This window comes from Streptomyces sp. NPDC047841 (assembly GCF_040704085.1).
GTDB classification, from domain to species: Bacteria; Actinomycetota; Actinomycetes; order Streptomycetales; family Streptomycetaceae; genus Streptomyces; species Streptomyces argyrophylli.
Map to the genome: position 1 here is coordinate 65,245 of NZ_JBEYRP010000018.1, position 24,473 is coordinate 89,717.

General features: G+C 72.0%; 14 protein-coding genes. 5 read left to right on the forward strand and 9 right to left on the reverse strand.

Annotation, left to right across the window (positions count from 1 at the left end):
- Positions 1-194 precede the first annotated feature (194 nt).
- Complete coding sequence (locus tag AB0947_RS29040; RefSeq protein WP_366753298.1) at positions 195-1,526, forward strand: RICIN domain-containing protein; 1,332 nt, start codon at positions 195-197, stop codon at positions 1,524-1,526.
- 103 nt (positions 1,527-1,629) lie between these two features.
- Here AB0947_RS29040 and AB0947_RS29045 read toward each other — a convergent pair whose 3' ends face one another.
- From AB0947_RS29045 to eccD, 8 genes are all read right to left on the reverse strand, one after another.
- The gene (locus AB0947_RS29045) at positions 1,630-1,974 is read right to left on the reverse strand and encodes a hypothetical protein (protein WP_366753299.1); all 345 of its coding nucleotides are present in this window, start codon (positions 1,972-1,974) and stop codon (positions 1,630-1,632) included.
- Positions 1,967-2,389, reverse strand: a complete 423-nt coding sequence (locus AB0947_RS29050; protein WP_366753300.1) for a YbaB/EbfC family nucleoid-associated protein — start codon at positions 2,387-2,389, stop codon at positions 1,967-1,969. The genes AB0947_RS29045 and AB0947_RS29050 overlap by 8 nt, the downstream gene beginning before the upstream one ends.
- 29 nt (positions 2,390-2,418) lie before the next feature.
- Positions 2,419-5,307: an AAWKG family protein gene (locus AB0947_RS29055; protein ID WP_366753301.1), complete on the reverse strand. Its 2,889-nt coding sequence runs from the start codon at positions 5,305-5,307 to the stop codon at positions 2,419-2,421.
- 31 nt (positions 5,308-5,338) lie between these two features.
- Positions 5,339-5,806, reverse strand: a complete 468-nt coding sequence (locus AB0947_RS29060) for a type VII secretion system-associated protein (RefSeq protein ID WP_366753302.1) — start codon at positions 5,804-5,806, stop codon at positions 5,339-5,341.
- A gap of 39 nt (positions 5,807-5,845) precedes the next feature.
- Entirely contained in the window at positions 5,846-6,151 is a 306-nt protein-coding gene (locus tag AB0947_RS29065; RefSeq protein WP_366753303.1) for a hypothetical protein, read from the reverse strand.
- A 66-nt stretch (positions 6,152-6,217) separates the two neighbouring features.
- A complete protein-coding gene (locus tag AB0947_RS29070; protein ID WP_366753304.1) occupies positions 6,218-6,610 on the reverse strand; it encodes a hypothetical protein in 393 nt (130 codons plus the stop codon).
- Between the two features lie 145 nt (positions 6,611-6,755).
- Positions 6,756-8,261: a type VII secretion protein EccB gene (gene eccB, locus AB0947_RS29075; protein WP_366753305.1), complete on the reverse strand. Its 1,506-nt coding sequence runs from the start codon at positions 8,259-8,261 to the stop codon at positions 6,756-6,758.
- Positions 8,262-8,278: 17 nt separating this feature from the next.
- Complete coding sequence (eccD, locus tag AB0947_RS29080; protein WP_366753306.1) at positions 8,279-9,679, reverse strand: type VII secretion integral membrane protein EccD; 1,401 nt, start codon at positions 9,677-9,679, stop codon at positions 8,279-8,281.
- 406 nt (positions 9,680-10,085) lie between these two features.
- On the opposite strand from eccD, the gene eccCa reads away from it, so the two are divergent.
- Entirely contained in the window at positions 10,086-14,120 is a 4,035-nt protein-coding gene (gene eccCa / locus AB0947_RS29085) for a type VII secretion protein EccCa (protein WP_366753308.1), read from the forward strand.
- 265 nt (positions 14,121-14,385) lie between these two features.
- Here eccCa and AB0947_RS29090 read toward each other — a convergent pair whose 3' ends face one another.
- Entirely contained in the window at positions 14,386-15,627 is a 1,242-nt protein-coding gene (locus AB0947_RS29090) for a S8 family serine peptidase (RefSeq protein ID WP_366753309.1), read from the reverse strand.
- Between the two features lie 468 nt (positions 15,628-16,095).
- On the opposite strand from AB0947_RS29090, the gene AB0947_RS29095 reads away from it, so the two are divergent.
- The 3 genes from AB0947_RS29095 to AB0947_RS29105 are packed head-to-tail and all read left to right on the forward strand — an operon-like array spanning position 16,096 to position 24,412.
- Complete coding sequence (locus AB0947_RS29095) at positions 16,096-19,191, forward strand: hypothetical protein (protein WP_366753310.1); 3,096 nt, start codon at positions 16,096-16,098, stop codon at positions 19,189-19,191.
- Positions 19,188-21,029: a hypothetical protein gene (locus AB0947_RS29100; RefSeq protein WP_366753311.1), complete on the forward strand. Its 1,842-nt coding sequence runs from the start codon at positions 19,188-19,190 to the stop codon at positions 21,027-21,029. The genes AB0947_RS29095 and AB0947_RS29100 overlap by 4 nt, the downstream gene beginning before the upstream one ends.
- A gap of 35 nt (positions 21,030-21,064) precedes the next feature.
- The gene (locus AB0947_RS29105; RefSeq protein ID WP_366753312.1) at positions 21,065-24,412 is read left to right on the forward strand and encodes a right-handed parallel beta-helix repeat-containing protein; all 3,348 of its coding nucleotides are present in this window, start codon (positions 21,065-21,067) and stop codon (positions 24,410-24,412) included.
- Positions 24,413-24,473 lie beyond the last annotated feature (61 nt).

The window sequence follows — 24,473 nt, forward strand, 5'->3', positions numbered from 1 at the left end:
TTCGTTGTGTGGTTGTGGGAGTAGGTAGGTGTGCCGAAACCCGACACACCGGACCCGGTCTGCGCTCCCTCGAAAGGAAGCACATGAAGTCTCCAGATCCGCCGCGGCCCGCCCGCGCGGCTCCGGCAAGCACACCAGTCATCCCGGGCGTGGCAGCCGGCACCGGCCCCGCCCCCTCGGAACCAGTTCCTCCGATGCCCACGGAATCGGCGACGAAGCCGCCGGCGCCCAAGGGCACGCCGGACGGACGCAGGGAACCCACCGGCTCGAAGACCAAGGCCCCACGGAAGACGTCGTCGCTCCAGCCCCCGGACGAGGGCGCGGAGACCGAGGCCGAGAGCGGTACGCGGACGCGGACCGACTCCCGTGAGACCGAGACGCAGTCCACCGGAGGCGCGGTCGCCCCGTCGCCGCTGTCGTTGCTGTCACCGCGCGGTCCGCGGCGGCGGGCCGGCACCGCCGCGGCCGAGACGGTCACGCCGGCCACCGCCACGCCGGAGGGTGAGGACGGCGCCGGCCGAAGCCGTCGCGACCCGGACGTCCTGGTCTCCGCGAAGGCGGACCCCGGCACCGGTGGCGCCGCCGCCGGCGAGGCCGCCGGTGTGGCCGAAGGCCGGACGCGGACGGCAGCGGCGGGACGAGGCGCCCGGGCCCTGCTGCGCGGCTCCCACCGCACCCTGCTCACCGTCGCCGCGGTCACCGGCGTCGTCCTGGTGGCGGGTGTCCTGGTCGGTCTGCGCGGTGGCGGTGGCGGCGGTCATGACCGCGCCGCCCCGGACCCCGCCGCCACCCTGCTCGATCCGGGTTCGGACGGCGGCCCGCAGGCGGGTGTGCCCGGTGCGCTCCCGGCGCCGTCCGCTCACAAGTCGGGTGCCGCCGGCGGCCACGTCTCCACGGGGCACGGCGACCCGAGCCCGGCGGGACACGGCAAGCATGCCGGGACCGGCGCGAGCGGGGGCGGCTCGCACGGCTCCTCCTCGGGGTCGTCGGCCTCGCACGGCCACGGCAAGACGGGGGGCGGCAGTACGTCCTCCACCGCGACCCACCCCGCCACCCATGCCACGAAGGCCCCCGCGGCCCCGCGTCACACGAAGGCTCCGTCCACCTCCGGCAGCTCCGGCGGTTCGGGCGGTTCGGGCGGTTCGGGTGTCATGGTGTTCAGCCACGCCTCCGGCCGCTGCCTCACGGTGGCGGGCGGCCAGGGCAAGGACGGTTCCCCGCTGGAGATCCGTGACTGCTCCGGTTCGGCCGCGCAGAAGTGGACCTTCGCCTCCGACGGTACGATCCGCGCCTTCGGCCTGTGCATGGACGCCGCGGGCGCCTCCACCTCCGACGGTACGGTCGTCCAGCTGGCGAACTGCAACGGCGGCCCCGCCCAGCAGTTCCGGCTCAACTTCAGGCAGGACCTGACCAGCGTCCTCGCCGACAAGTGCGTGGACGTGAAGGACCAGCGGACCGCCAACGGCACACGCCTGCAACTGTGGGACTGCGCCGGCACCGACAACCAGAAGTGGTCCAAGAAGTAACCGGACCCGATCACACGAGAGGACCTCACCGCCCCCGGTCTCCCGGTGCGATGAGGTCCTCTTCGCTTGGTGCCACCTGCTCGGCGAGCCGCCGACGCGCCCGTCAGATGTGCGAGTGCGGGGTGGGCAGGTCGTGGATGGCGTTCGTGTTGTCGGTCTGGGTCTTCTCGAAGTTCTTGCCCGAGCTCAGGGTGAGGCGCGCGGCGCTCTCCATGGCTTGCGCCAGGTCGCGTATGCCGTCCCTGAGCAGGTTGTGGAACGGCACGTAGTTCTGGACGTACTGCTTGCCGTACGAGTCGTTGCCCCACGGAGGGTCCGCCGGGTCGAAGGCGGTGTCGTCGGCGAACTGCTCGGCGGCGCGGTCCGTCGTCTCCGCGACCTGGTCGGTGGCGCCGGCGCCGGACTGGATACGGCTGGGGTCGGCTATGAAGACGTTGTCGTCAGCCACGTTTGTCACCTCCGGCGGGCCGCGGGGCGAGGACTTCCTCCAGTGATCCGCCGTCCAGGAGCTTGTCCAGGTCGACGCGGTCGAGGACTCCGCCGTCCAGCGTCGTCGGAGCGCCGGCGCCCGCGGCCTGGACGAGGGCCATGGCACGCGAGGTCACCTGGGCCCGCGACGCCGACATGGCCTCCAGCACGCTGGCCGCCAGTGCCTGCCCGGTCATCTCCTTGAACTTGTTGTTGGGGAAGCGCAGCCCCGACGGCGCCCCGTCGGAGCCGACGGTGACCTCCACGGCACCGTCGCGCGACCGCGCCGTGACGGAGATCGACTGGATCTCCCTCCTGGCCTCCATGAGCGCCTCGCGCGTCTTCATGAACTCGGCCAGTGCCTGCTGCTGCTGTTCCTGCAGTGATGAACTCATGGATTCTCCGTTGGTCGGGTGCTCCGGGTTCAGTGGCCGATCGAGGCGGGCAGCCCGCCCTCCTCGGTGCCCCAGACGTCCTTGCCCTTCCCCTTCCAGGCGGCACTGTCGGTCGCCTGCCGGGAGCCGCCGGCCGGTCCGTAGCCGGACTCGGTGGACGGGCGGCGCGAGCCGAGGAGTTCGTCGGAGTCGGTCTCCTCCTCCTCCCACTCCTCCGGCTCCTCGGGAGTGGCACGGGCGGCGAACGGGGACATGCCGTGCTGGATGACGGCACCGTCCATGTCGTTGCCGTCGTAGAGGTTGCGCTCCCGGTCGCCGCCGCCCTGGCCGCCCTGCTGGCCGCCCATGCGGTTCATGCCGGCCATCATCATCATCGGGGAGAGCAGCCCCATGGCGCTCTGGCTGTCGGTGTTCGCACCCCCGGTCATTGCGCCCGCGCCGACGCCGGCTCCCGCGCCGGCCCCCACCCCTGCCGTGAGCGCCTTGTTGGCCTCCGTCGCCGCCGCGCTCTGCGGGCTCGGGGTCGTCTGGTACCGCCCGTCCGAGGTGGTCACCAGTCCGCTGCCGTCCGTGTGTTTGTACTCGGTGACGCCGCCGGGGTGCCTGGTGATGGCGGTGCCGTCCGGCGTGTGAGTGGTGACCCCGCCGCCGCTGTAGGTGGGGATGTCGACGGACGGTATGTGCACGTTGCCGCCGCCGGAGTGGGGACTCGTCCTGTACCCCGTCGCCTCGGTCGTGGTGATCTTCCCGTTCGGGTGCAGCGTGGTGGTGCTGCCGTCCGGGTTGCGGGTGATGATGTCGCCCTTGCCGTCGACGGAGATGGTGCTGCCGTCGCCCGTGGTGATGCTCTTTCCGGCGCCGAGGTGGCTGGTGGTGGTGTGCCCCTGCGCGTCCACGCTGGTCACGTCCCCGTTGGGGTGCACGGTGACCTTGGAGCCGTCCGGGTTGTCGGTGGTGAGGCTGCCGTCGGAGTTGACGTGGGAGACGGTGCCGTCGGGAGAGGTCAGCTGTGTCTCGCCGCCCGGCTTGACGATTTCCGACGCACCGTTGTGGAACGTGGTCGTCTTGGTGCCGTCGGGTGCCGTCTGGGTCAGACTGCCGTCTGCGTTGCGGGTGATGCTGGTGCCGTCCGGGTTGCGGAGCGACTCACCGACGCCGAGGTGGCTGGTGGTGGAGTTGCCCTGCGGGTCGACGGTGGTCACGTCGCCGCCGGGTGAGACCGTCCGGCGGGTTCCGTCGGGGAACGTCGAGGTGATGCTGCCGTCGGCGCTCCGGGTGACCGAGTTGCCGCCCGGGTAGGTGGTCGTCACGCCGGTGGGCGTACGGGTGGTGGTGCTGCCGTCGATGTTGCGGATGGGCAGTCCGGAGCCGAAGTTCGTGAGGCCGCCGCCGTTCGCCGGCATGGTGGTGATGTTCGGTACGTCGCCGCCGAAGCCGCCGTTGCCCGTGAGGTCAGGTGTCTTGGTCGTGATCTGGTGGCCCGGCCCGTTGTCCAGCCCGTGCGAGGCGCCACCGTTGCCGGTGAGGTTCGCCAGGCTGTTGCCGAGGCCGTTCCCGACGTTGTTGAGCCCGTTGCCGAGGCTCTGGAAGCTGTTGTCGAGCCCGTCGCCGAGGCTGTGGAAGCTGTTGCCGAGGCCGTCACCCAAGCCTTTGAAGCCGTTGTTGACGCCGTCCCCGAGGTGGTTGAGGCCGTCCCCGAGCTTCTTGAGGTTGTCGTTCAGGCTGCTGTTGCCCTTGTCGCCGTTCTCCTGCTGCACGTCCGAGGTCAGCGACGAACCGGTGTCGCTGAAGGAGTACGCCGGATTCCACGACGGGTCGAGCACACGTGACCAGTCCTTCTGGAGGGTTTCCAGCACCTGCCGAGCAGGCGCGTCCAGATTGGTCTCGATGTTGGTGGTCCAGCGGTTCATGGCTTCCTGGACCACCGCGTGCCAGGTGGACGTGGAGGTCAGTCCGCCGAACGCGGTGTCCTCCGAGAAGTTCGACGTGAACGCCGCGCCGATGATCGTGTTGCTCTGGGTGTCGACTTCCTCCAGGATCTGGCGAGAGTTGTGCTCGAAGATCCAGTTCCTCATCTCGCTGAATACCTGGTTGAGTACATCCTGCGGATCGGCGGGGATGTTCTGCTCTGTCTTCGAACCGTCCGGCAGCGAGGTGGTGATGGGCTTTCCCCGCTGCCAGAAGAAATCCGAGTAGATCTTGTACAGGTCCGTGTACGCCTTGTACAGGGACTGTTCGGCCCCGACCAGGTCATCCCCGTGCAGCGTCTTGCTGACGTATCCCGTGGAAGGTGACCGGTGCTGCGGACTGAACCCCGGCGGCTGAAGCTGCGAGGTGTAGTTCTCGTACTTCTTGTGGAGGTCGTCGACCAGGAGCCAGAACGCGCCTGCGGCGTTCCCCTTCCAGGACGCCTGCTCACTGCCGAGTTGCCGCTTCCACTCCGCGAGGACCTCGGTCTGCTGCTTGAAGAAATCCCCTGCGGCGTCGAACGACCAGGCCAGTTCGGCGAACGTCTTGAGCTGCACGCCATCCACCGCGGGCGCACCGTCCCCCCTGACGCTGATCTCGCCCTTCAACGAGGAGTAGTTCGTCAGCAGGCTGCTGAGAGAACCGTCCGACCTGTCCCAGTACCCGTGGAACGAAGGATCGTCCAAGTAGGTGATGTCGGCCCGGCACTTGCGTGCCGCCTTGCCGCCACCACTCGTGAAGAACTCGAAGTGCCAGCCCTTGTTGCCGTCTTTCGGCACGATCCAGGCGAGGAAGTCGTCCTCGCTGTCGAATTGCTTCCCCCCTGCCTTGAACGAGTAATTGATCCAGGGGATACCACTGTCGCCGGTGGCTTTCGTCACGTCGGCGCGTGTGACCAGCGACCAGCCGGTCAACAGGTGGAGGATGTCTTCCCAGCTTTGCGCGGCCATGGTCCTACTACTCCGGGGATGTCGTCGGCGGTCAGAGGTTCAGGGAGTTCTGGCCGTTGCCGGTGCCACTGCCCGCCCCGGTCGCGGAGCCGCCGCCGATGGCTGACTGGTAGTCGCTGATCGCCTTCATGAACTTCTGCGACTCGACCTCCGAGAGGTTGTGCGCCTGCGCGTCCTTCATGGTCGTGATGACGTTGCGCAGATCGGCCTGGAGCTTGGTGAACCCGGCCTTGTGACGATTGAGAACCTCGTCGATCGCGGTGGCGGCCTTCTTCGCGTTGTCGCAGATGTTCTTGCCGCCGGTCTGGTCGTCTCCCGCCATCGGGCCGATGGCCAGTACCTGGGGCTTCTTGCTGACGTCGTAGAGCGACGTGGGGTGCGCGTCCGCGGACCGCATGTTGTCGATCACGCGGAGGAAGCCGCTGACGTCGGTGTCGATGAAATTCTGCAGGGCTGCAAAATCCAGTTGGTCCAGATGGTGGTTCTCGCTACCGGGCATGTGCGCCTTCCTACCGCTTCGACGTGTTGTTGTGCGGAGTTACATCCGGATGTCCATGAACCCCTGCGCGTTCGTCTGCACGACCTTCTTGTAGTTGTCCGAGACGTCGTTCAGGGTCGTGAAGAACCGCTCGAGGATGAGCGACAGGTTGTCCACCTCGGTGTGCCAGGTGGGCAGGACCTGCTGGTAGTAGACGTTGCTGTCGGCACCCGTCCAGGCGCCGACGACGGTGCCGATGTTGGTCTCCAGCTCGCTCATCGTCTTCGCGATCGCCCGGGTCTGCTCCTGCATGGCCGCGACCGACTGGCCGACCTGGAGGTGATCAATGTCAATGCCGTCCGACACGGTTTCTCCTTGGAAGTCGTGGGTGTACTGCGATGTGGTGCTGACCGGCCGGCGGCCGGGTCAGGATCAGGGAACCAGCGCCCCGTAGGTGCTGTCCGCGGTGGAGCCGCCCGAGGAGGCGACGCTCGTGACGCCCTGGCCGAAACCCGACAGGCCGCCACCGCTGTTGACCACGGCCTGGAAGTTGGACTCCTGCACGTGCTCGTCGCGCTGCATGCTCTCGCCGAGCGTGTTCTCCATCGCGATGCAGGTGTTCATGATCCGGTCGACCTCTTCCAGCCAGGTGTCGATCACCTGTCCGAACGCGACGCCGTCCCTGCCCTGGTAGTGCGTGGCGAGGGATTCCCGGTGCGACCTGACCACGTCCTGCGTGGACTGGAGGCCCTTGCGGGCCTGCTCCAGAAACCCGATGGACTTGATGTAGGCCTCTTTTGTTGACTTCTGGTTGTTGGTGTCCATGGTTCCTCTCCGCGGTGTCGTGAGGTGCTCCGATAGGCCGGAGCGGCCGTGCGGCCGACGGGAGGTGTCTCGATGCCGACACCTCCGCCGCCACTGTTGAAGACGAGATACGTGCCTGGACTGGTTCACACTATCCGTTGCGACGTCAACCCGCCTTCGCGTTTCCCTTGTTGCCCTGCTCACACACGGGTGAGCCCGTGGCCGTCGCCCGGCCCGTCACCGCGGCCTGCGCCGACAGGTCGGGGCCGGTGGGGAGCATGTCCAGCAGCGGGGCGGGCAGACCGTCCGCGGCGGACAGGTCGTACCCCAACGCCTTCGCGGCGTCCGCCGTGGGCACCCGGTACTTCACCCCGTTGTCCGTGACCAGATACGTGGTGGTTCCCGTGCCGCCCCCCGAACTGTTGAGCGCGCGCACCAGACTTCCGCTGCCCGGCGCCACCGCGATGCCGTCGACGGGCAGGCACGCGGGTGCCAGCGCCTTCAGCGGCGGGAGGGCCTCCTCGACGACCGTCTTCCCCGGCACCAGCGAGAGCGTCACCCGGATGCCCGTCGCGCCCTCGGCGTCGAGGCCGACGCACACACCGGAGGATTCGGGCACGCCCAGCAGGGCCGGCGGGTGCCCCGGAAGCTGTGAACCGGCCCGCCGTACAGCGGCGCTGGTCGCCGAACCCGAGGGTGCCAGCGCGTCGCCGAGTGCCTGCGCCGACAGGACCACCTCCGTCGGGACGGCTCCCCGGTAGGCCTTCTGCCTGACCTCCGGGTCGCCCAGGGCGAGCGCGGCCTGCGTCGGGGTGATCGGGACGAGACCGTCGCCGCCGAGCACGTAGTAGCGCTTGGCGGACCCGGGGGTCTGAACGGTGAACACCTGGCCGACCCGGGTGGCCTTGCCGTCCAGCGCCGGACCGCTGCCGCCCAGGCCCGTCACCGGGGGAGCCGCCAGGTCGGGGCCGGCGGGCACGGCGTCGAGGAACGCCGCGGAGACGGTGGTGGCGGTCGCACCGCCGTAGCCGAGCGCCGCCAGCGCCTCCTGACCGCCGGCCACCTTGAACCGGTTGTCCTGCCACAGCAGATAGATGTTGCCGTCGGGTCCCTTGACCAGCACGGCCTGGTCCTCCCGTACGCCCGTGCCCTCTTGCGCGCTGTCGACGGCGAGGACCGTCAGCGGCTTGCGGGCTCCGGAACCGGTCGTGGTGGTGGCCGCGCACACCTGCCAGGGGTGGCTGTTCAGGTTCTCCGTGGTGGGCAGCGAGTCGGGGGCGCCGGGGATGCCGACCTCGGTGCCGTGCCGGGCCGAGCTCAGGGAGTTGGCGGACACCGACACGGTGGTCATGCCGGCACCCAGCAGCAGACGCGCGGAGGGGTAGTTGCGCACGGTGTGGAGCCGGCCGTCGTACACGTACCGGGTGCCGGTCTCCTTCTCGACGATGAGCGCCTTGCCGCTTTCCCAGGTGGTGTTGCCGCCGGGCTTGACCAGGCCGAACACCAGGGATCCGGCGGACACGACGGCGGCGATCACCATTCCGTAGGTCATACCGCGGTTGGTCCGCCGGGTGGGCGGCTCCGCCGCATCGGGATCCGCGCGGAGCAAACCCGAGGTCAGCCGGGACACCAGGAACTGGTGGGCGATGACCTGGTCGCGTCGGGACTGCATGACGACACCTCCTCGGTTCAGCCGAACAGGCCGCGCAGGCGCTGGTACACGTCCAGGACCCACAGGGCGAGAGGGAGCAGTGCGAGAGCCGCGCCGGACTGGATCAGGTCGCCCGCCCGGCCCCAGTACGGCAGCAGCCGCCGACCGGGCACCGTCCAGGAGACGACCGCGGCGAGGGCCGCGCACAGCAGCAGGGCGGCGATGCCGAGGAGTTCCCCGTGCCGGCCGTGCCGGGTGGCCAGTTCGACGATCAGGAGCACCGTGCCGATGCCCGCGGGCAGGCTCAGCGCGATCCGCTGCCAGGAGGTGCCCAGGCTGCGCCCGTGCAGACCGAGCAGCACCGCCAGGACCAGCACGGTGACCGTCTCGGGCAGGCCGGGGTGCCGGGCCATCGCGGCGAGACATGCCAGGCAGACCACGCCCACGGCGGCGTACAGACCGGTCATCCAGTGGTCCACGGCGGCGGCGCCGCTCGCGACGTCGTCCTCGGAGCGTGGCTCGATGCCTTCCTGGAGCTGACCGGGGTTGGTGGGCAGCGGGGGCAGCCGCAGCCCCGACAGGGAGAAGGACATCATCGGAATGAAGGCGCCGAGCAGGACGGCGCCCGCGGCGACCGCGGCGGCGGCCCGGTGGGCGGAGACGTCGAGAGCGATCATGAGGGCACCGCCGAGCACCGCCGCCAGCGTCAGGACCCCGCAGGACGCGAACACGACCGGATAGCCGGTCACCACCGCGGTGGCAAGGACCAGGCCCACGGTGCCCGCCGCCCCCGCCGCGAGCAGATGGGCGCCCGCGGTGCGGGCCGAGCCGTCCCCGGCCTGCCCGCCGCCGACCAGCAGCAGACCCGACACCGCCAGGAAGGCGGAGCCGAACAGGCCCAGCAGCACGCCTCCTTGGGGGTCCTCCAGCACCCGGGCGGCCGAGCCCGCCCCGGACAGCGCGAGCAGGGCCGCGCCCGCGGCGAGGGTGATCCGGTCGCCGGGGTCGCCCTTCGCCGTGACGAGCAGCACCAGGCAGCCGAGCAGCGCGGCGGCCATGAGCACCCGCAGCACCCAGCGGCTGATCTGCGGGCTCCACGCGTGCGGGAGGTGCTGGACGACGGCCGAGACGGCCTCCAGCAGACTGTCGTAACGCACCGGCGGCAGGGTCTCGGTGTGCGGGCGCAGCAGCAGCGTCTCGCCCTCCCTCAGGTCGAGCGACTCGGGCGTGCCCTCGAGGTCCAGGGCATGGCCGCCGATCCGTTGCAGCACCCAGCCGCCGTGTTCCAGGCCGTGCTCGCTCAGGTCTTCGCCCGCGTGCCCCGCGATCACGGGCAGCAGGTCGGCTATCGGCACGTCGGCCGGGACCGCGAGGTCGAGTGTCTTGTCGGGGGCGCGCACCGTGAGGCGGCACAGCCCGTTCAGCGAGCCTTCGCTCATGGGGGGCAACAGCCTTCCGTGGAGAGATACACGGCCGTGCCGCAGCGTGCTCCGCCGGAACACGTGTGCGGCAGGGCGAAGCGGTCGGGACGCTCCGCCCCACCACGGCGCGCGTCTTCAGTCTGCCGGGTGAAGCGAGGGCGGTCGAGGCCATGCGATGCCTGAGCCGGAAATACCTGAGAGTCAGATACTCTCATGTCCGGAAGCGTTTCTTCACCCGAGCCCCTGGGAGCACATGTGTCCTCGGGTGGCTGCGATGCCGCCGCGGCCCGGCGCCGGGATCGTCCCCCGCGGTGACAGTCACCTGGATGTCACCCTGTGGTGAGCCCGCTCTCCAGGCCCCTCATCACCCCTGCGCGGGGGCCCTGCCGAACCGCCCTGTGCACAGTTGAAGGAGAGCCCAGTCGTGAGTGTGGTTGTCTTCCGCAGGCCGGCCCGCCGACGCGGCCCGGAACTGCCCGACGGTGAGCTGACGCTCCAGGAACCACCGACGCTCGCGGAGGCGGCCCCGTCGTCCTCGGCCAACATGCTCACCTATCTGCCGATGGCCGGTATGTCCGTCGGTATGGTGCTGCTGTATACACGTATCGGCAGTGGGACGGGCCCGATCATCTATCTGGTGGTCGGGCTGATGCTGCTCTCGATGATCATGATGCTGGTCGGGCAGCTGGTGAAGTCCGGCTCCGAGCGCAAGCAGAAGATGCAGGGGGTACGCCGGGACTACCTGCGCTACCTCGGCGGTGTGCGGCGCCGGGTGCGGTCCGCGGTCACCGAACAGCAGCGCGCGCTGGCCTGGAAGCACCCCGACCCGGCCGTGCTGTGGTCGTTCGCGAAGACCACCCGGCTGTGGGAACGCCGCGCCTCCGACGACGATTTCGCGGAGGTGCGCATCGCGGTCGGCGAGCAGCGCCTCGCGATGCAGCTGGTCAACAAGACGGCGAAGCCGGTCGAGGACCTCGACCCGCTGTCCGCGCACGCGCTCCGCGCCTTCATCAACGCCTATTCCACCGTGCCCGAGCAGCCCATCGCCGTGTTCCTGCGGGCGTGGGCGCGCATCCTGTTCCGGGGGGAACGCGAGAAGGTGCTCGCGACGGCGCGGGCGCTGCTCGCCCAACTCGCGGTGCTGCACACCCCGCAGGACCTGGTGATCGCCTTCTGCGTGGCGCCGGAGAACCGCGTGGAGTGGGAGTGGTCGAAGTGGCTGCCGCACGCGTTGCACCCCAAGGAGTCCGACGGCGCGGGACCGGCCCGGCTGATCACGTCCACCGTGGCCGAGCTGGAGGATCTGCTGGGCGCGGAACTCACCGACCGCGGTGTCTTCGAGGCGGGTGCGTCACCGACCAAGGACGAGCCCTACGTCGTGGTCGTCCTGGACGGCGGTCAGGTCCCCTCCGGCCACCGCTTCGAACGTGCCGGGTACCGCAACACCGTGCTGCTCGACGTCTCCGAGACGCTGGCCTGGAAGCCCGGCCGGACCGTGCTGCGCCTGCTCGTGGAGGAGGCCGAGGGGACCGCGCCGACGGCCGGGGCGTACGACGAGGTGAAGATCGTGCGGACCGACCGGAACCGCAAGGAGACGGCGATCCCGCTGGGCCGCGCCGACCGGCTCGGCCCCGCCGCCGCACGGTCCCTGGCCGCCCAGCTCGCGCCCATGCGCACCGGCGCCACCGCGCAGGTCGCGCAGCCGCTGTCCACCGACATCCAGCTCACCGCCCTCCTCGGCATCACCGATCTGCACCGCTACTCCGCGCAGGAGTACTGGGAGCGGCGGGCCGGGCAGAACAAGCGGCTGCGCGTGCCCATCGCCGTCGGGGCCGACGGCCGGCCGGTGGAACTCGACATCAAGGAGTCCGCGCAGGACGGCATGGGCCCGCACGGCATGCTGATCGGCGCCACCGGCTCCGGCAAGAGCGAACTGCTGCGCACCCTGGTCCTGGGGCTCGCCCTGGCCCACTCGTCCGAGACGCTGAACTTCGTCCTCGTCGACTTCAAGGGCGGCGCGACCTTCCTCGGCTTCGACGCCCTCCCGCACACCTCCGCGGTCATCACCAACCTCGCCGACGAGGCCGCCCTGGTGGACCGCATGCAGGACGCGCTGCGCGGCGAGATGCAGCGGCGCCAGGAACTGCTGCGCGCCGCGGGCAACTACACCTCCGCCCTGGACTACGAGAAGGCGCGCGCCGCCGGAGCGGACCTGGAGCCGCTGCCCAGCCTGCTGGTGGTCGTCGACGAGTTCAGCGAACTGCTCTCGGCGCACCGCGAGTTCATGGACCTGTTCGTGGCCATCGGCCGGCTCGGCCGCTCCCTGGGCGTCCATCTGCTGCTCGCCTCGCAGCGCCTGGACGAGGGCCGTATGCACCAGCTGGAGAGCCACCTGTCGTACCGGATCGGCCTGCGCACGTTCTCCGCGATGGAGAGCCGGGGTGTGCTCGGCGTGCCGGACGCCTACGAACTGCCCTCCCAGCCGGGCGCCGGATACCTCAAGAGCGGTGTGGAGCCGCTCACCCGCTTCCGTGCCGCCTATGTGTCGGGACCGTACCGGCAGCGGGTCGGCGCGCTCGCCCAGGAGAAGATCGCCGGCCAGGTGATGCCCTGGACCGGGGACTGGGTGAACGCGCGGGAGGAACCGGCGGCCGAGGAGCCGGAGAAGGCCGCCGGCGCGCAGGGAGACGACGAGGACGACACCAGCCTGATGGCGGTGGCCATCGACAAGCTGCGCGACGCGGGACCGCCGGCCTACCAGGTGTGGCTGCCGCCGCTCGGCGCACCGCCCACCCTCGACGCGCTGCTGCCGCCGCTGGTCCCGGACCCCGCACTCGGGCTCACCACCGCCGACTGGGAGGGCCGCGGCAAGCTGCGGGTTCCGCTCGGCATCGTGGACAAGCCGTTCGAGCAGGTGCGTGAGCCGATGATGGTGGACCTCAGCGGTTCCGGCGGCCACGTGGCCATCGGCGGCGGGCCGCAGAGCGGCAAGTCCACCCTCGTACGCGACCTCATCACCGCGCTGGCGCTCACCCACACCCCGCGCGAAGTGCAGTTCTACTGCCTGGACTTCGGCGGTGGCTCGCTCGCCTCGCTGGCCGGCCTGCCGCACGTCGGCGGCGTCGCCGGCCGGCTGGAGGGTGAGCGCGTGGGACGCACCCTGGCCGAGATGATGACGCTGCTCGCCCACCGCGAGCGGCTCTTCCTGGAGCACGGCATCGACTCGATGGCCACGCTGCGCCGCCGCCGGGCGGCGGGCGATTTCCCCGAGGAGCGGCACGGCGACGTGTTCCTGGTCGTCGACGGATGGCAGACCGTCCGGCAGGACTTCCAGGACCACGTCCAGGTGATCGGCCAGCTCGCCACGACCGGCCTCAACTACGGCATCCACGTGGTGACCACCACGACCCGCTGGGTCGAACTGACCGCCGCGATCCGCGACCAGTCGGCCACCAAGCTGGAGCTGCGGATGGGCGACCCGCTGGACTCCATGATCGACATCCGGCAGGCCAAGAGCATCCCGCGCATTCCCGGCCGGGGCCTGACGGTCGACTCGAAGCTGCACTTCCTCACCGCGCTGCCGCGCATCGACGGCGTCGACGACCCCGCCGACCTCGGCGACGGCGTCGCCGACCTGGTCCAGGCCGTGACCGAGAGCTGGCAGGGTCCCACGGCGCCCCCCGTGCGGATGCTCCCGACGCTCTTCGACGCCCGCGACCTCGCCCCCGCGCCGGAGGGGCGGCCCTTGCAGATCGCGCTCGGTATCGAGGAGAACCAACTGGCGCCCGCCTGGCACAACTTCGCGGAGACCCCGCACCTGGTGGCCTTCGGCGACACCGAGTCGGGCAAGACGAACCTGCTGCGCGTGGTCGCGAAGGCGGTGACCGAGCGGTTCACCCCGGCCGAGGCACGGATCCTCGCGGTCGACTTCCGCCGCGAACTGGTCGAGTCGGTCCCCGAGGCGTACCGGCTGGGACACGCGGTGTCGGTGGACCAGCTGGAGGAGTACGTGCAGGGTGTGGCACGGGCCCTGAAGACCCGTACGCCCGGCCCGGAGATCACACCTGCCCGGATGCGGCTGGCCGACTGGTGGGCGGGGCCCCGGCTGTTCATCCTCGTGGACGACTACGACCTGGTCGCCGCCCCCATGCGGACCGTCTTCGAGCCGTTGCTGGAACACCTTCCCCTCGGCTACGAAGTGGGTCTGCACATGGTCGTCACCCGGTCCGCGGCGGGCGCGGTGCGCGGCGTCAACGACCCGCTCGTGCGGCGCATGCTGGAGGTGAACGCCCCGGGCCTGCTGCTGTCCTGCCCGCCCAGCGAGGGATACGTGTTCGGCAACGTCAAGCCGCGCGTACTGCCGCCGGGCCGCGGCAACTACATCACGCGCCGCAGCGTGACGCAGATCCAGACGGCGTTCCTGGAGGACCAGACGGCGGAGGCGCCGACGGGCCACTGACCGCGGCGGCCCCCACCTCGGATGTCGAGGTGGGGGCCCGGCCGCCGGGGGAGGGGACCGCGATGGCCGGGGTGCGGTCGTGTGCCCGGTGGACAGGGCGTGGAGCGGGGGCCGCCGAAGGGTGGATGACGGGGCCGGGCGGGGTGAAGGGTCGGGTATCGGACGGTCGTCGGTGGCGGTTTCGGCGCCAGTGGCGGGGGACGCGTGGGGGCCGGGTTCGGCAGGAAGTGTCCGGCCCGGCCCCCGCGTCGCGAGGCCCGGTGGCTCAGGTCCGTCGTTGCCCGGCCGTCCGCCGGGACAGGCGCACCCGGGCCACCGCCATGGCCCCGGCCGCCAGGACGCCCAGCAGCAGGCACGCTCCCGCCAGCGCCCAGGCCCGGGGGACGACACCGCTCGTCGGTGCCGCGTCGGGCAGGTGCAGTGCGGCGTCCGGCCCGCTGGACGGTGCCGCCCCCGTGGGCAGCACCGTGCTCAGCGCGCCGGAGGGATCGAGCAGCGGCACCTCGGCGTGCGCTGCGGTGGCCTTCAGCCGGGCGGCGGTCTGGGCCGCGGTGAGGTGCGGCAGATGGGCCCGCACCAGGGCGGCGGTCCCGGCCACGAAGGCGGTGGCCACGGACGCGCCGCTCGCGACGTAGTTCCCGGTGCCCTTCGGGCCGATCCCGGTGATGCCGTCGCCGGGCGCGGCCAGGTCCGCGTGTTCCGGCTGCGGTATTCCGTCGGGGCGTTGACCGTTGATGTCCACGTCCATGACCGAGAGCACACCGACCGAGGCGGCCGGCCAGTAGGAGGCGGGCGGGGGAGCCGAGGACTGTCCGGAACCGGTCCGCGGCGCGGTGTCGGGTGCGGCCGGAGCCACCACGAGGACGTCCGCGGCGGCGGCGTGCTTGATGGCGGCCCGCAGCCGGGCGGTGTACGCGGGCAGGGCCGCCGAGACGTCCACCACCTTCGCGCCGGCCGCGATGCCCGCCTCGATGCCGTCGGCGACCATGTCGGCGCTCGGCCGGCCCCACTGGTCCGTGCCCCGTTCCGCGACGATACGGGCCTTGGGCGCGACGCCCGCGAAACCGCTTCCGGGCACCGCCGAGCCGGCGATCACCCCGGCCAGGAACGTGCCGTGACCCACGCAGTCCTGAGCGGCGGCACCGTCCGCCCGCACGCGCCCGGCGAGCCCGGCGGCCTGCGGAGCCACACCCGTGTCCACCACGGCGACCAGAACGCCGCCGCCCTGGGTGTAACGGTTGGCCTGCGCCAGGTTCAGGCTCAGCTGCGCCCAGGGTGTGGCGGCCACCTGGGTCGGCGAGGCCTTGGTGCAGGTGCCGGACTCCGGGTCGAGCGAGGGGGGTATCAACCGCAGTTTGGGCCCGGCCGACGCCGAGGCGACCGGCGTCGGCGTGGCGTCCCCGGCGGCCTCGGCGCTCACCGCCGGAACCACGGCGAGTGCCGCGCCGAGCAGCGGGGCCAGCACCGACAGACGCGGCGCACCGGGCCCGCGTCCCGGTCGGACCACCCGGACGTCTCCTTTCCGGGTTCCGCGTGTGAGACGGCGCGGGAACAGGCTGTCGTCGGTCATGTCATCGAATTCCCTGGCCCTGGCGACCGGTTGGCATGCCACCGGCCGCGGCTGAGGTGTCCCGCTGGATGTGGGCATGGGGACATGCTAGTCAGCTCGCGGTGGGGGCTCGGAACACATGTGACGATCGCGTCCCAGACACGGTGCCCTGGCCCGACCGTTGCCGACAGCGGGTAAGCTGCCCATGAGAAACACGTGTGGCAGTGGGCCGACGCCGACCAGCCGTACGTGGCCTCGCAAGGGGCGAACCGTAGAACACCGTTTCTTCGTTCGGTTTCGGCTCGGCACCGGCCGGCCGGCATCGACGGGTCACTTCCCGCGCCGGGCGGTTGCGATGCCACCCCTGCCGGATGTGACCGCGGACTGTGAGGACCGCGTGGCCGCCGTCCTCGTGAGGAGTGTGTGATGATCCGGCGCGGCACCGGTAGGCGAGGCGGGCAGGCCGACCGGCACCCGGCCCCCCGCCTGACAGTGTCGCGCGCCGGTGAACGGGTGCACCTGGTGCACACGGGCAGCACACCGCCACGGCGGCTCGCGGACATCGCCGACTGGCTCGGGCCCGCCCGTCCCGAGGAGGCCGCGGTGCTCGTCGGCGCCCCCCTCGGCGAGGACGGTGTCGAGGGACTGTGCGACCTGCTCGCCCCGGTGCTCCAGCGGTTCAAGGACGACGACGTACGGCTGCTGCGGCTGGTGATGTCGGCGGGAGCCGACGAGGCGGAAGGCCGCTCCTCCACGGCCAGGCTCATCTGCGAGCGGTGGGAACTCGACGTACTGGCGACCGCCGGGCCCGCGGTCGTCGTCCCGGACGGCACGCTCTTCTCACCCGACCTCCCCGACGCCCCCGGCGGCTGGTGGCACTTCTCCTTCCGCGAGGTACCGCGGCCCGTCGGCAGCCGGCTGCCCATCCCCGACTGGGAGGCCGGGCTACGGCGGATGGACCCGAGCCTGGTCGCCGACCACGTCGTCGAGCCGGTACCGGCCGGCCTGCTGATCCGGCACGCGGGCGTGGCCCCCGCCGCCGTGCACACCCTGCCGTACGCCGTGCCTCCGGACCCGGACCGGCCGCACCTGCTCGTCGACGCGGCGGACGTGCCCGCCGCGGGACTGGCGACCGTGATCGCCGCGCTGCCGGGACGGGTGCGCAAGGACATCCGGCTGCTGTCCCTGGACGGGCGCTCCCTGCTGGAGACCGGGCAGCAGGTGGCGGACCTGCTCGGCACCGACGTGCACGTGGCCAACGGGATACCCGTGGTGGTCGACGGTGACGACCCGGAGACGGACGAGGCGGGCGGGGCGTCGACGGAGCTGTACATGGTCGACGCCGACGGCACGCCTGCCTGGCGGCCGTTCGCGCAGACGCTCACCTGCGCGCCGGCAGCGGACGGCCGCGGGGGGCGCGCTCTGGTCAGTTCCTGGCACAGCCCGGCCCCGCTGCTCAAGGGTGCCCGGCCCGACGCCCTGCCCTTCGACCCGACCTGGAAGGTGGCGCTCACCCCCGCCGGTCTGTGGGCCGGCCCGCGCAGCAGCGAGCCCCCGCTCACCGCGGTGACCCGTACGGCGGACGCCGACACCGTGGCCATCGAGCTCGGTGCCCCGCGCCGGGCCCTAGACGACGCGCTGTGGCCGAGCCTCGACCGCCTGTTCGGGGAGCTCGACCCCGAGGTGCGGGAACGGGCCGTCGTCCACGTCCACGGTGTCCTCGGCAGCAAGGGCATGGAGCACCTGCGGCGGCTGACGGTCCGGCACAACTTCTCCCTGATGCCACTGGCACGGGAGGAGGCCGATGCCGAAGGGGCGGCGGCGTCCGTGCCGTCCACCGCCCCCGAGCCCTTCCCGTCCTCCGGCCTGACATCCGATCCGGAGCGGGAGGAAGAGGCCGCCCAGACGGACGAGACGGACGAGACGGACGAGAGCAAGACGGACGAGAGCGAGACGGACGAGACGCAAGAGACCGAAGAGACCGAAGAGACCGAAGAGACTCAAGAGTCAGAAGAGGCGCAGGAGTCCCAGGAGACCCAGGAGTCCGAGGAGACCCGCGAGGTCTCGCGGGCCGACGGGTCCGCGTTCCCCGAGCGCGGGAGCCGGGCCGAGACGCCGGTGGTTCCGCGGGAGCTTCCCACGCAGACCGGGTCCACGAGCGCGGTGCGCGCCTCCGGGCCGTCCCCGGCACGAGCACGCGTGCGTCCGCAGGAGCAGACGCAGTCGCCGGCCACCGTCCGTCCGCCGTCCGGCTCCTCCCCGGAGCCCGCGGTCGGCGCACTTGCGGCGTCGACCGGCACCACCGCCGCGTCCGCCCCCTCGGCGCCGTCCGGTCCGCGTACGGCGGCGGCGGGGGAGGTCTCCGCGTCCGGCACCGGCACGCCGGGGAAGCCGCCGAAGACGTCCCCGACGCCGGCAGGCACCCCTTCCGCGCCGCCTGCCTTGGGCACCCCTTCCGCACCCGCCCCGGGCATCCCTTCCGCGCCGCCTGCCCCGGGCATCCCCTCCGCGCCGCCCGCCGCAGGCACCCTCTCCGCACCTGCCCAGGACACCCCCTCCGCGCCGCCCGTCGCAGGCGCGTCGGCGCGGGAGGCCGCCGTACCGCCTCACGTGGGGGAGAAACCGGCCGCGCCGCCGGAGCCGCAGCCCCCGTCCGCGGGCGTCGGTTCCCCCTCCGAGCCGTCGCGTCGTGCGACCGGCCGCGCCGGCGCTCCGGACACGTCACCGGAGCGCGGCGCCTCGGACAGCGACCACAAGAAGCTCCGCGCCTATCTCGGCCCCTTCTGGAAGCAGCACCGCACGGCCGCCTCACAGATCGTCGAGCGCCTGTTCCCCGCTTCCTCGCGTGAGCAGTCGGACGCCCTGATCGCGGAACTGGTCGCGGTCCACGTCTATATGACGGCGGTGGACGACGCGCAGCTGCGCGCCGCGCTCGCGCAGGGCGACGACCAGAGCCGGACCCTGCTGCGCTGTCTGCGGTCCGGCATGCGCCGACTGCCCTCGTACCGGGGCGCCGCGGTGAGCACCGCCGAGGAATTCGTCGCGCGCCTCACGCCGGAGGCCGTCGGCGACGAGTGGGAGGGGAAGCTGCCGGTCCGCGCGGTCTCGGTCGGGCGTACCTATCCGGGGCCGTCCACCGATCACCTCCTCATCTGGTCGGTCACCGGGCGCCGTAGCGGCACCCGCGCCGGCGACGACGGCCAGGACGTCCTCTTCGCCCGGGAATCACGCTTCCGCGTCCTGGGGGTCGCCCGCCGTGGCCCGGCCACCGTCGGGCTCCTGCAAGAGGTGCCGCGACACGCGCACGCCTCGCTGCCGCACCTGGACGCGGCCCTCCTCAACCGCCTGCGGACCGTCCTCGACCCCCCCTCCGCGGCGCCCGAGCGGTACACCGGTCCACCCGCCCCGCCCGCCGGGACGTCGCCCGTCCCCGACACGGGTGACCAGGCGACCGGTCCCGCGGACAGCAGTCAGTCCCGACCAGCCCCTGCCTCCAGCGTCCCGCCCCGAGGAGCGTCATGACCCCCAGAACGCCGAGGTCCGCCGCCGAACCGATCGCCACGAGCGGCAGTGCGTCCGCCGACCGGCGGATCCGTCGCGCCGCGGCGCTGCCCATGCCCGACGGAGCGAGCATGAGCCCCCTCGCACCGGCGGATCCGCTGGGCGCCGGACCGGACGAGAGCACGCTGCGATCCCTGGCCTCGGCGCTGGCCGCGTCCCGCACGGCGCAGGACGAGCCCGAGACGGACCCGGCCGCATGGCGCCCGCGCGGCACGGAGGAGGCCGGCCAGGAGGCCGCGGCCACCGGCGCCGACGGCGCGGCGACCGCCCCGGCGGGCTCGCCGCCGCGCCGTGCGGGCGGCGGCCGGCTGACGTCGAAGGTGGCCGAGCGGCCGTTCCTGGTCGCCGCCGCCCTGGCCGGGGCGGTCGTCGCGGCCACCCCGTTCATGACGTCCAACGGCAAGGGCCACACGACGACGTACGAGGGCCTCGGGCAGGCGGACCCGGTGGCGGTGGGGTCGGGGGGCGCCCCCGACCGGCACCCCGACGCCTATCCCAGCCAGGTACCGTTGCAGGACCCGGGTACCGGTGGGGGGACGACGTCCGCGGACAACCTGCTGGACCCCGACGTCGGCGCCTGGCACGGCTCGACGGACACCTCCGCGGCGGGTGGCTCGCCGACGGCGCAGTCCCCGGTGGTGCCCGGCGTGCTGGCGGCGGATACCTCCGGCGCCCATACGCCCACGCCCTCCACCGGCACCACGGTGGCCGCCGCGCGGCCGGCGCAGGACGCCGACGCACCGGGTCCGGCGGTGGTCGCCGCGTCCTCGAAGAACGCCGCCGCCCACGGCACCGGCGCGCCCAAGCACGCGGCGACGGATTCGAAACCGGCGCGGACGACTGCCGCCGATGCTCCCGCCAAGGCCGCGACCACGACGGCGGCGGCCCGAACCGCGGGCACGGCGGCCACCGGCACCGCCGTGAAGTCCGGCGGCGCGGCCGGTACGGCCGCTGCCGCGCGGACCGCCTCGCCGACGTCCACCGATGCCGCCACCACGACGAAGGCCGCGGGCACGAAGGCCGCGGACACGAAGGCCGCGGGCACGAAGGCCGCGGGCACGAAGGCCGCGGGCACGAAGGCCGCGGACACCAAGCCCATGGATACCAAGGCCGCTGATACGAAGGCCACGGACACCAAGCCCGCGGACACCGGCGCGACGGACACCAAGCCCGCTGACAGCAAGCCCACGGAAACGAAGCCCACGGAAACGAAGCCCACCGACACCAAGCCCACCGACCCCAAGCCCACCGACACCAAGCCCACCGACACCAAGCCCACCGACACGAAGGCCGCCGACACCACACCCACCGGCACGACGGACACCAAGGCCGCGGACAGCACCCCGGCGTCCGACCGTCAGCAGGCGACGTCCACCCAGGCGGCCGGCACCTCGGCCGACACCCCCGCCGACCAGGCCGCCGATCCGTCACCCGCTCCGGCCGAGGCGGCCCCCGCGCCGCAGTGGAGCACCAAGGTCTTCACCTCCACGCTGACCCTGCGCCCCGGCGAGTCGGTGCACTCCGACCGGATGCGCATCACCATGCGTGCCGGCGGTGACCTCGTCATCTCCGACGAGAACGGCACCGTCCGCTGGTCGTCGGGCACCACCGGACAGAACAACTACGCCACCTTCAAGGCGGACGGCGAACTCGTCGTCCGGTCCGCCTACCAGCACACCCTGTGGTCCTCCCGGACGGGTGGTCACACCGGCGCCAAGCTGGTCATCCAGAACGACGGCAACGTCACGATCCTGAGCTCCGGCGATCAGACCCTCTGGGCCGCCGGAACCCAGCACTGACCCACCGCGAACACCGCGAACACGAAGGAGCAGGCGTGGCCCGCCATCTGATCACCGTCGGCCAGGAGAACGGGTGCGACCACACCACCATCGGCGCGGCACTCGCCAACGCCCGGCCGGGAGCCGTCATCAGCGTCCGGCCGGGCAGCTACCGGGAGACCCTGGTGGTGAACAACCGGGTGACCATCGTCGCCGACGGCCCGCGCGGCAGCGTCGAGATCGCCCCGGACAAGGGCGCCGCCGTCACGCTCGCCGCCGACGCCGTGATGCTGACCGACCTGCTCCTGCGGGGAGGCGCGGGCGAGCTGCCGGTGATCGACGCGGTCCGCGGCCAGGTCGCCCTGGACGGCTGCGAGGTCCTCGGAGCGGGCTGGACGGCCCTGCTCAGCCGCGGCAGCGGCTCCCTCGCCATACGGTCCTGCCGGATCACCAACCCCGTCGGAGCGGGCGTGGTGGAGGCCGGCACGACCGGCAGCGTCATCGCGGACTGCCTGATCGAGAACCTGGGCACCTCCGGTGTGGTGATCAGCGAGCAGGGCCGCGCCGATGTGCGCAACTGCCGTATCCGGGACGCGCGTGGCAACGGCGTGCTGGCCAACGGCCAGTCCCGGGGCGTCGTGGAGGACTGCGAGATCACCGCCGTGGAGAAGCCCGGACTCGCCCTGGAGGGCGGTACGTCGCTGCGGGTGGTGCGCACGACGCTGCGCGAGTGCTCGGTGGGCGTGCATCTCGCGAGCTCCGTGCGCACCGAGCTGTCCCATGTGCAGGTGTACGACTCCAGCAGTCACGGCTTCGTGGTCGCGGAGCGCTCCGACCCGCAGCTGTCGTACTGCGAGACCGCCCGCACCCGGGGCAGTGGCCTGTACGTCACCGGCCGCTCCCGCGGTTACTTCGTGAACTGCGCGTTCGACGCCGCCGAAGAGGCCGCCGTGTACGTCGACGAGTCCAGCACCCCGTCCCTGACCGGGACCCGGGTGACGAACAGCAAGACGGTGGGCGTGCTGCTGGAGGGCGAGTCCGCCGCGGAGTTCGACCAGCTGGACGTCGTACGGGCCGGCGGCAACGGGGTGTCGCTGTCCACCGGGGCCAATCCGCTGCTGCGCCGGGCCCGGATCACGGAGGCGCGCGGCGCGGGCATCCTGGTCGCCGGGAACGGCCGCGGCCGGTTCGAGGACTGCGAGGTGGGCGACTGCGCCGGGCACGCCCTGCGCGTCGAGGGCGGCGGCAATCCGCACATGGGAACCTCCGCCCTGCGCGGTGCGGGCCGGTCCGGGGTCTGTGTCGGTGCCAACGGGCGGGTCACGCTGCGGGACTGCGAGATCTCCGGCTGCTCCGCCTCGGGAGCCGCGGTCGAGGAGGACGGCGACCTGTCGCTCGTCCGCACCCGGGTGCTGGGCAGCGGCGGCCACGGTGCCCTCGTCGGCACGGGCGGCCGGGTCGCGCTGAAGTCCTGTGAGTTCAGCGGGAACGCCGGGGACGGCATCCGGATCGACACCGACCGCTCCGTCGAGGTCACCGACTGCACCGTACGCTCCAACCGCGGCGCCGGCATCAAACGCGCGCCGTCCCGGGGCGAGTTCACGCTCTCCGGTCTCACCAGCGTCGACAACAAGTCGCCGGACGAGGGCACCGACCCGGCCGCCGATCCGGTCGTACCCGAGCACACCGGAACCGATGCCGGCGGCACGGAGGGCGGCGTGCCGGAGAACGCCCTGGTCGCCGAGTTGAACGACCTCGTCGGTCTCACCCATGTCAAGGAGCAGGTCAACATGCTCGTCAGCCTGGGCAAGCTCGCCCAGCGACGGGCCCGGCTGGGCATCCCCGCCCCGCCGATGAGCCGTCACCTGGTCTTCGCGGGCCCGCCCGGCACCGGCAAGACGACGGTGGCCCGGCTCTACGGCGGCATCCTGGCGAGCCTCGGGATGCTGTCGTCCGGGCATATCGTCGAGGTGGCCCGCGCCGACCTGGTCGCCCAGGTGATCGGCGGCACCGCGATCAAGACCACCGAGGTGTTCGAACAGGCGCAGGGCGGTGTCCTGTTCATCGACGAGGCCTACACCCTGCTGTCCGACAGCAAGGGTTCCAGCGTCGACTTCGGCCAGGAGGCCATCGACACCCTGGTGAAGCTGATCGAGGACCACCGTGACGACACCGTCGTGATCGTCGCGGGCTATCCGAAGGAGATGGAGGAGTTCCTCGCCGCCAACCCGGGCCTGGCCTCGCGTTTCACCCGGACCATCGAGTTCGAGAACTACTCGGTGGACGAACTCGTGACCATCACCGAGTCCATGTGCGCGGGCCACCGCTACGTACTGGACCCGCTGACCAGGCAGGCGCTGGGGCTGCGGTTCTCCCGGATGCGACGGGACGCGACCTTCGGCAACGGCCGGGCCGCCCGCCAGGTCTTCGAGGAGATGGTCGACCGGCAGTCGCTGCGGCTGGCCACCCTGCCCGAGGCCAGCGAGGCGGACCTGATGCTGATGCTGCCCGAGGACGTCGGCGCCGACCTCGCCGAGGAACTGCGCACGGAGGTCAAGAAGAAGGGGCCCGGCGAGTCCGACGTGCTGGCCCGGCTGCGCGCCATGACCGGTCTGGGGGCGGTCAAGCGCGAGGTCGGCGGCATCGTGAACCTGCTCACCAACTACCGGCAGCGTGCCGCGCTGGGACTGCCGACCCCCTCGGTCAGCCACCACGCGGTGTTCTCCGGCCCGCCCGGCACCGGCAAAACCACCGTGGCCCGGCTCTACGCCGACCTGCTCAAGTCCTTCGGAGTGCTCTCCCAGGGCCAGCTCGTCGAGGTCGCCCGCGCCGACCTGGTCGGACGCTACATCGGGCACACCGCGCAGCTCACCACCGAGAAGTTCGAGGAGGCCGTCGGCGGTGTGCTCTTCATCGACGAGGCGTACACGCTGACGCCCGAGAACTCGCCGCAGGACTTCGGCCGTGAGGCCGTGGACACCTTGCTGAAGCTGATGGAGGACCGGCGCGACGAGGTCGCGGTGATCGTCGCCGGCTACCCGGCGGAGATGGACCGGTTCCTGGAGTCCAACCCGGGCCTGGCCTCCCGCTTCTCCCGGCACGTCACCTTCGAGGACTACTCCACCGACGAGCTGCTGTCGATCATGGAGGAGCAGGCGTCGACGGCGGGATACGTGTGCGCGCCGCAGACCAGGGAGGCCCTGCGCCTCCACCTCGACGGCCTGCCGCGCACCAAGAGCTTCGGCAACGCGCGTCTCGCCCGCCAGCTGCTGGAGACCATGATGACCCGGCAGGCGGGCCGGCTGGCGTCCCTGCCCGCACCCGACCTGGAGGCGCTCACCACCCTCCTCCCGCAGGACCTGCCCGAGGCAGCGCTCGCGGCGCTGCCGGGCGGGGAAGGGTGAGGTGCGGTGACACCGTGGCGGGCGGCGCCGGCCGGGCGCGGTGACTTCGCTCCCCGGTGCG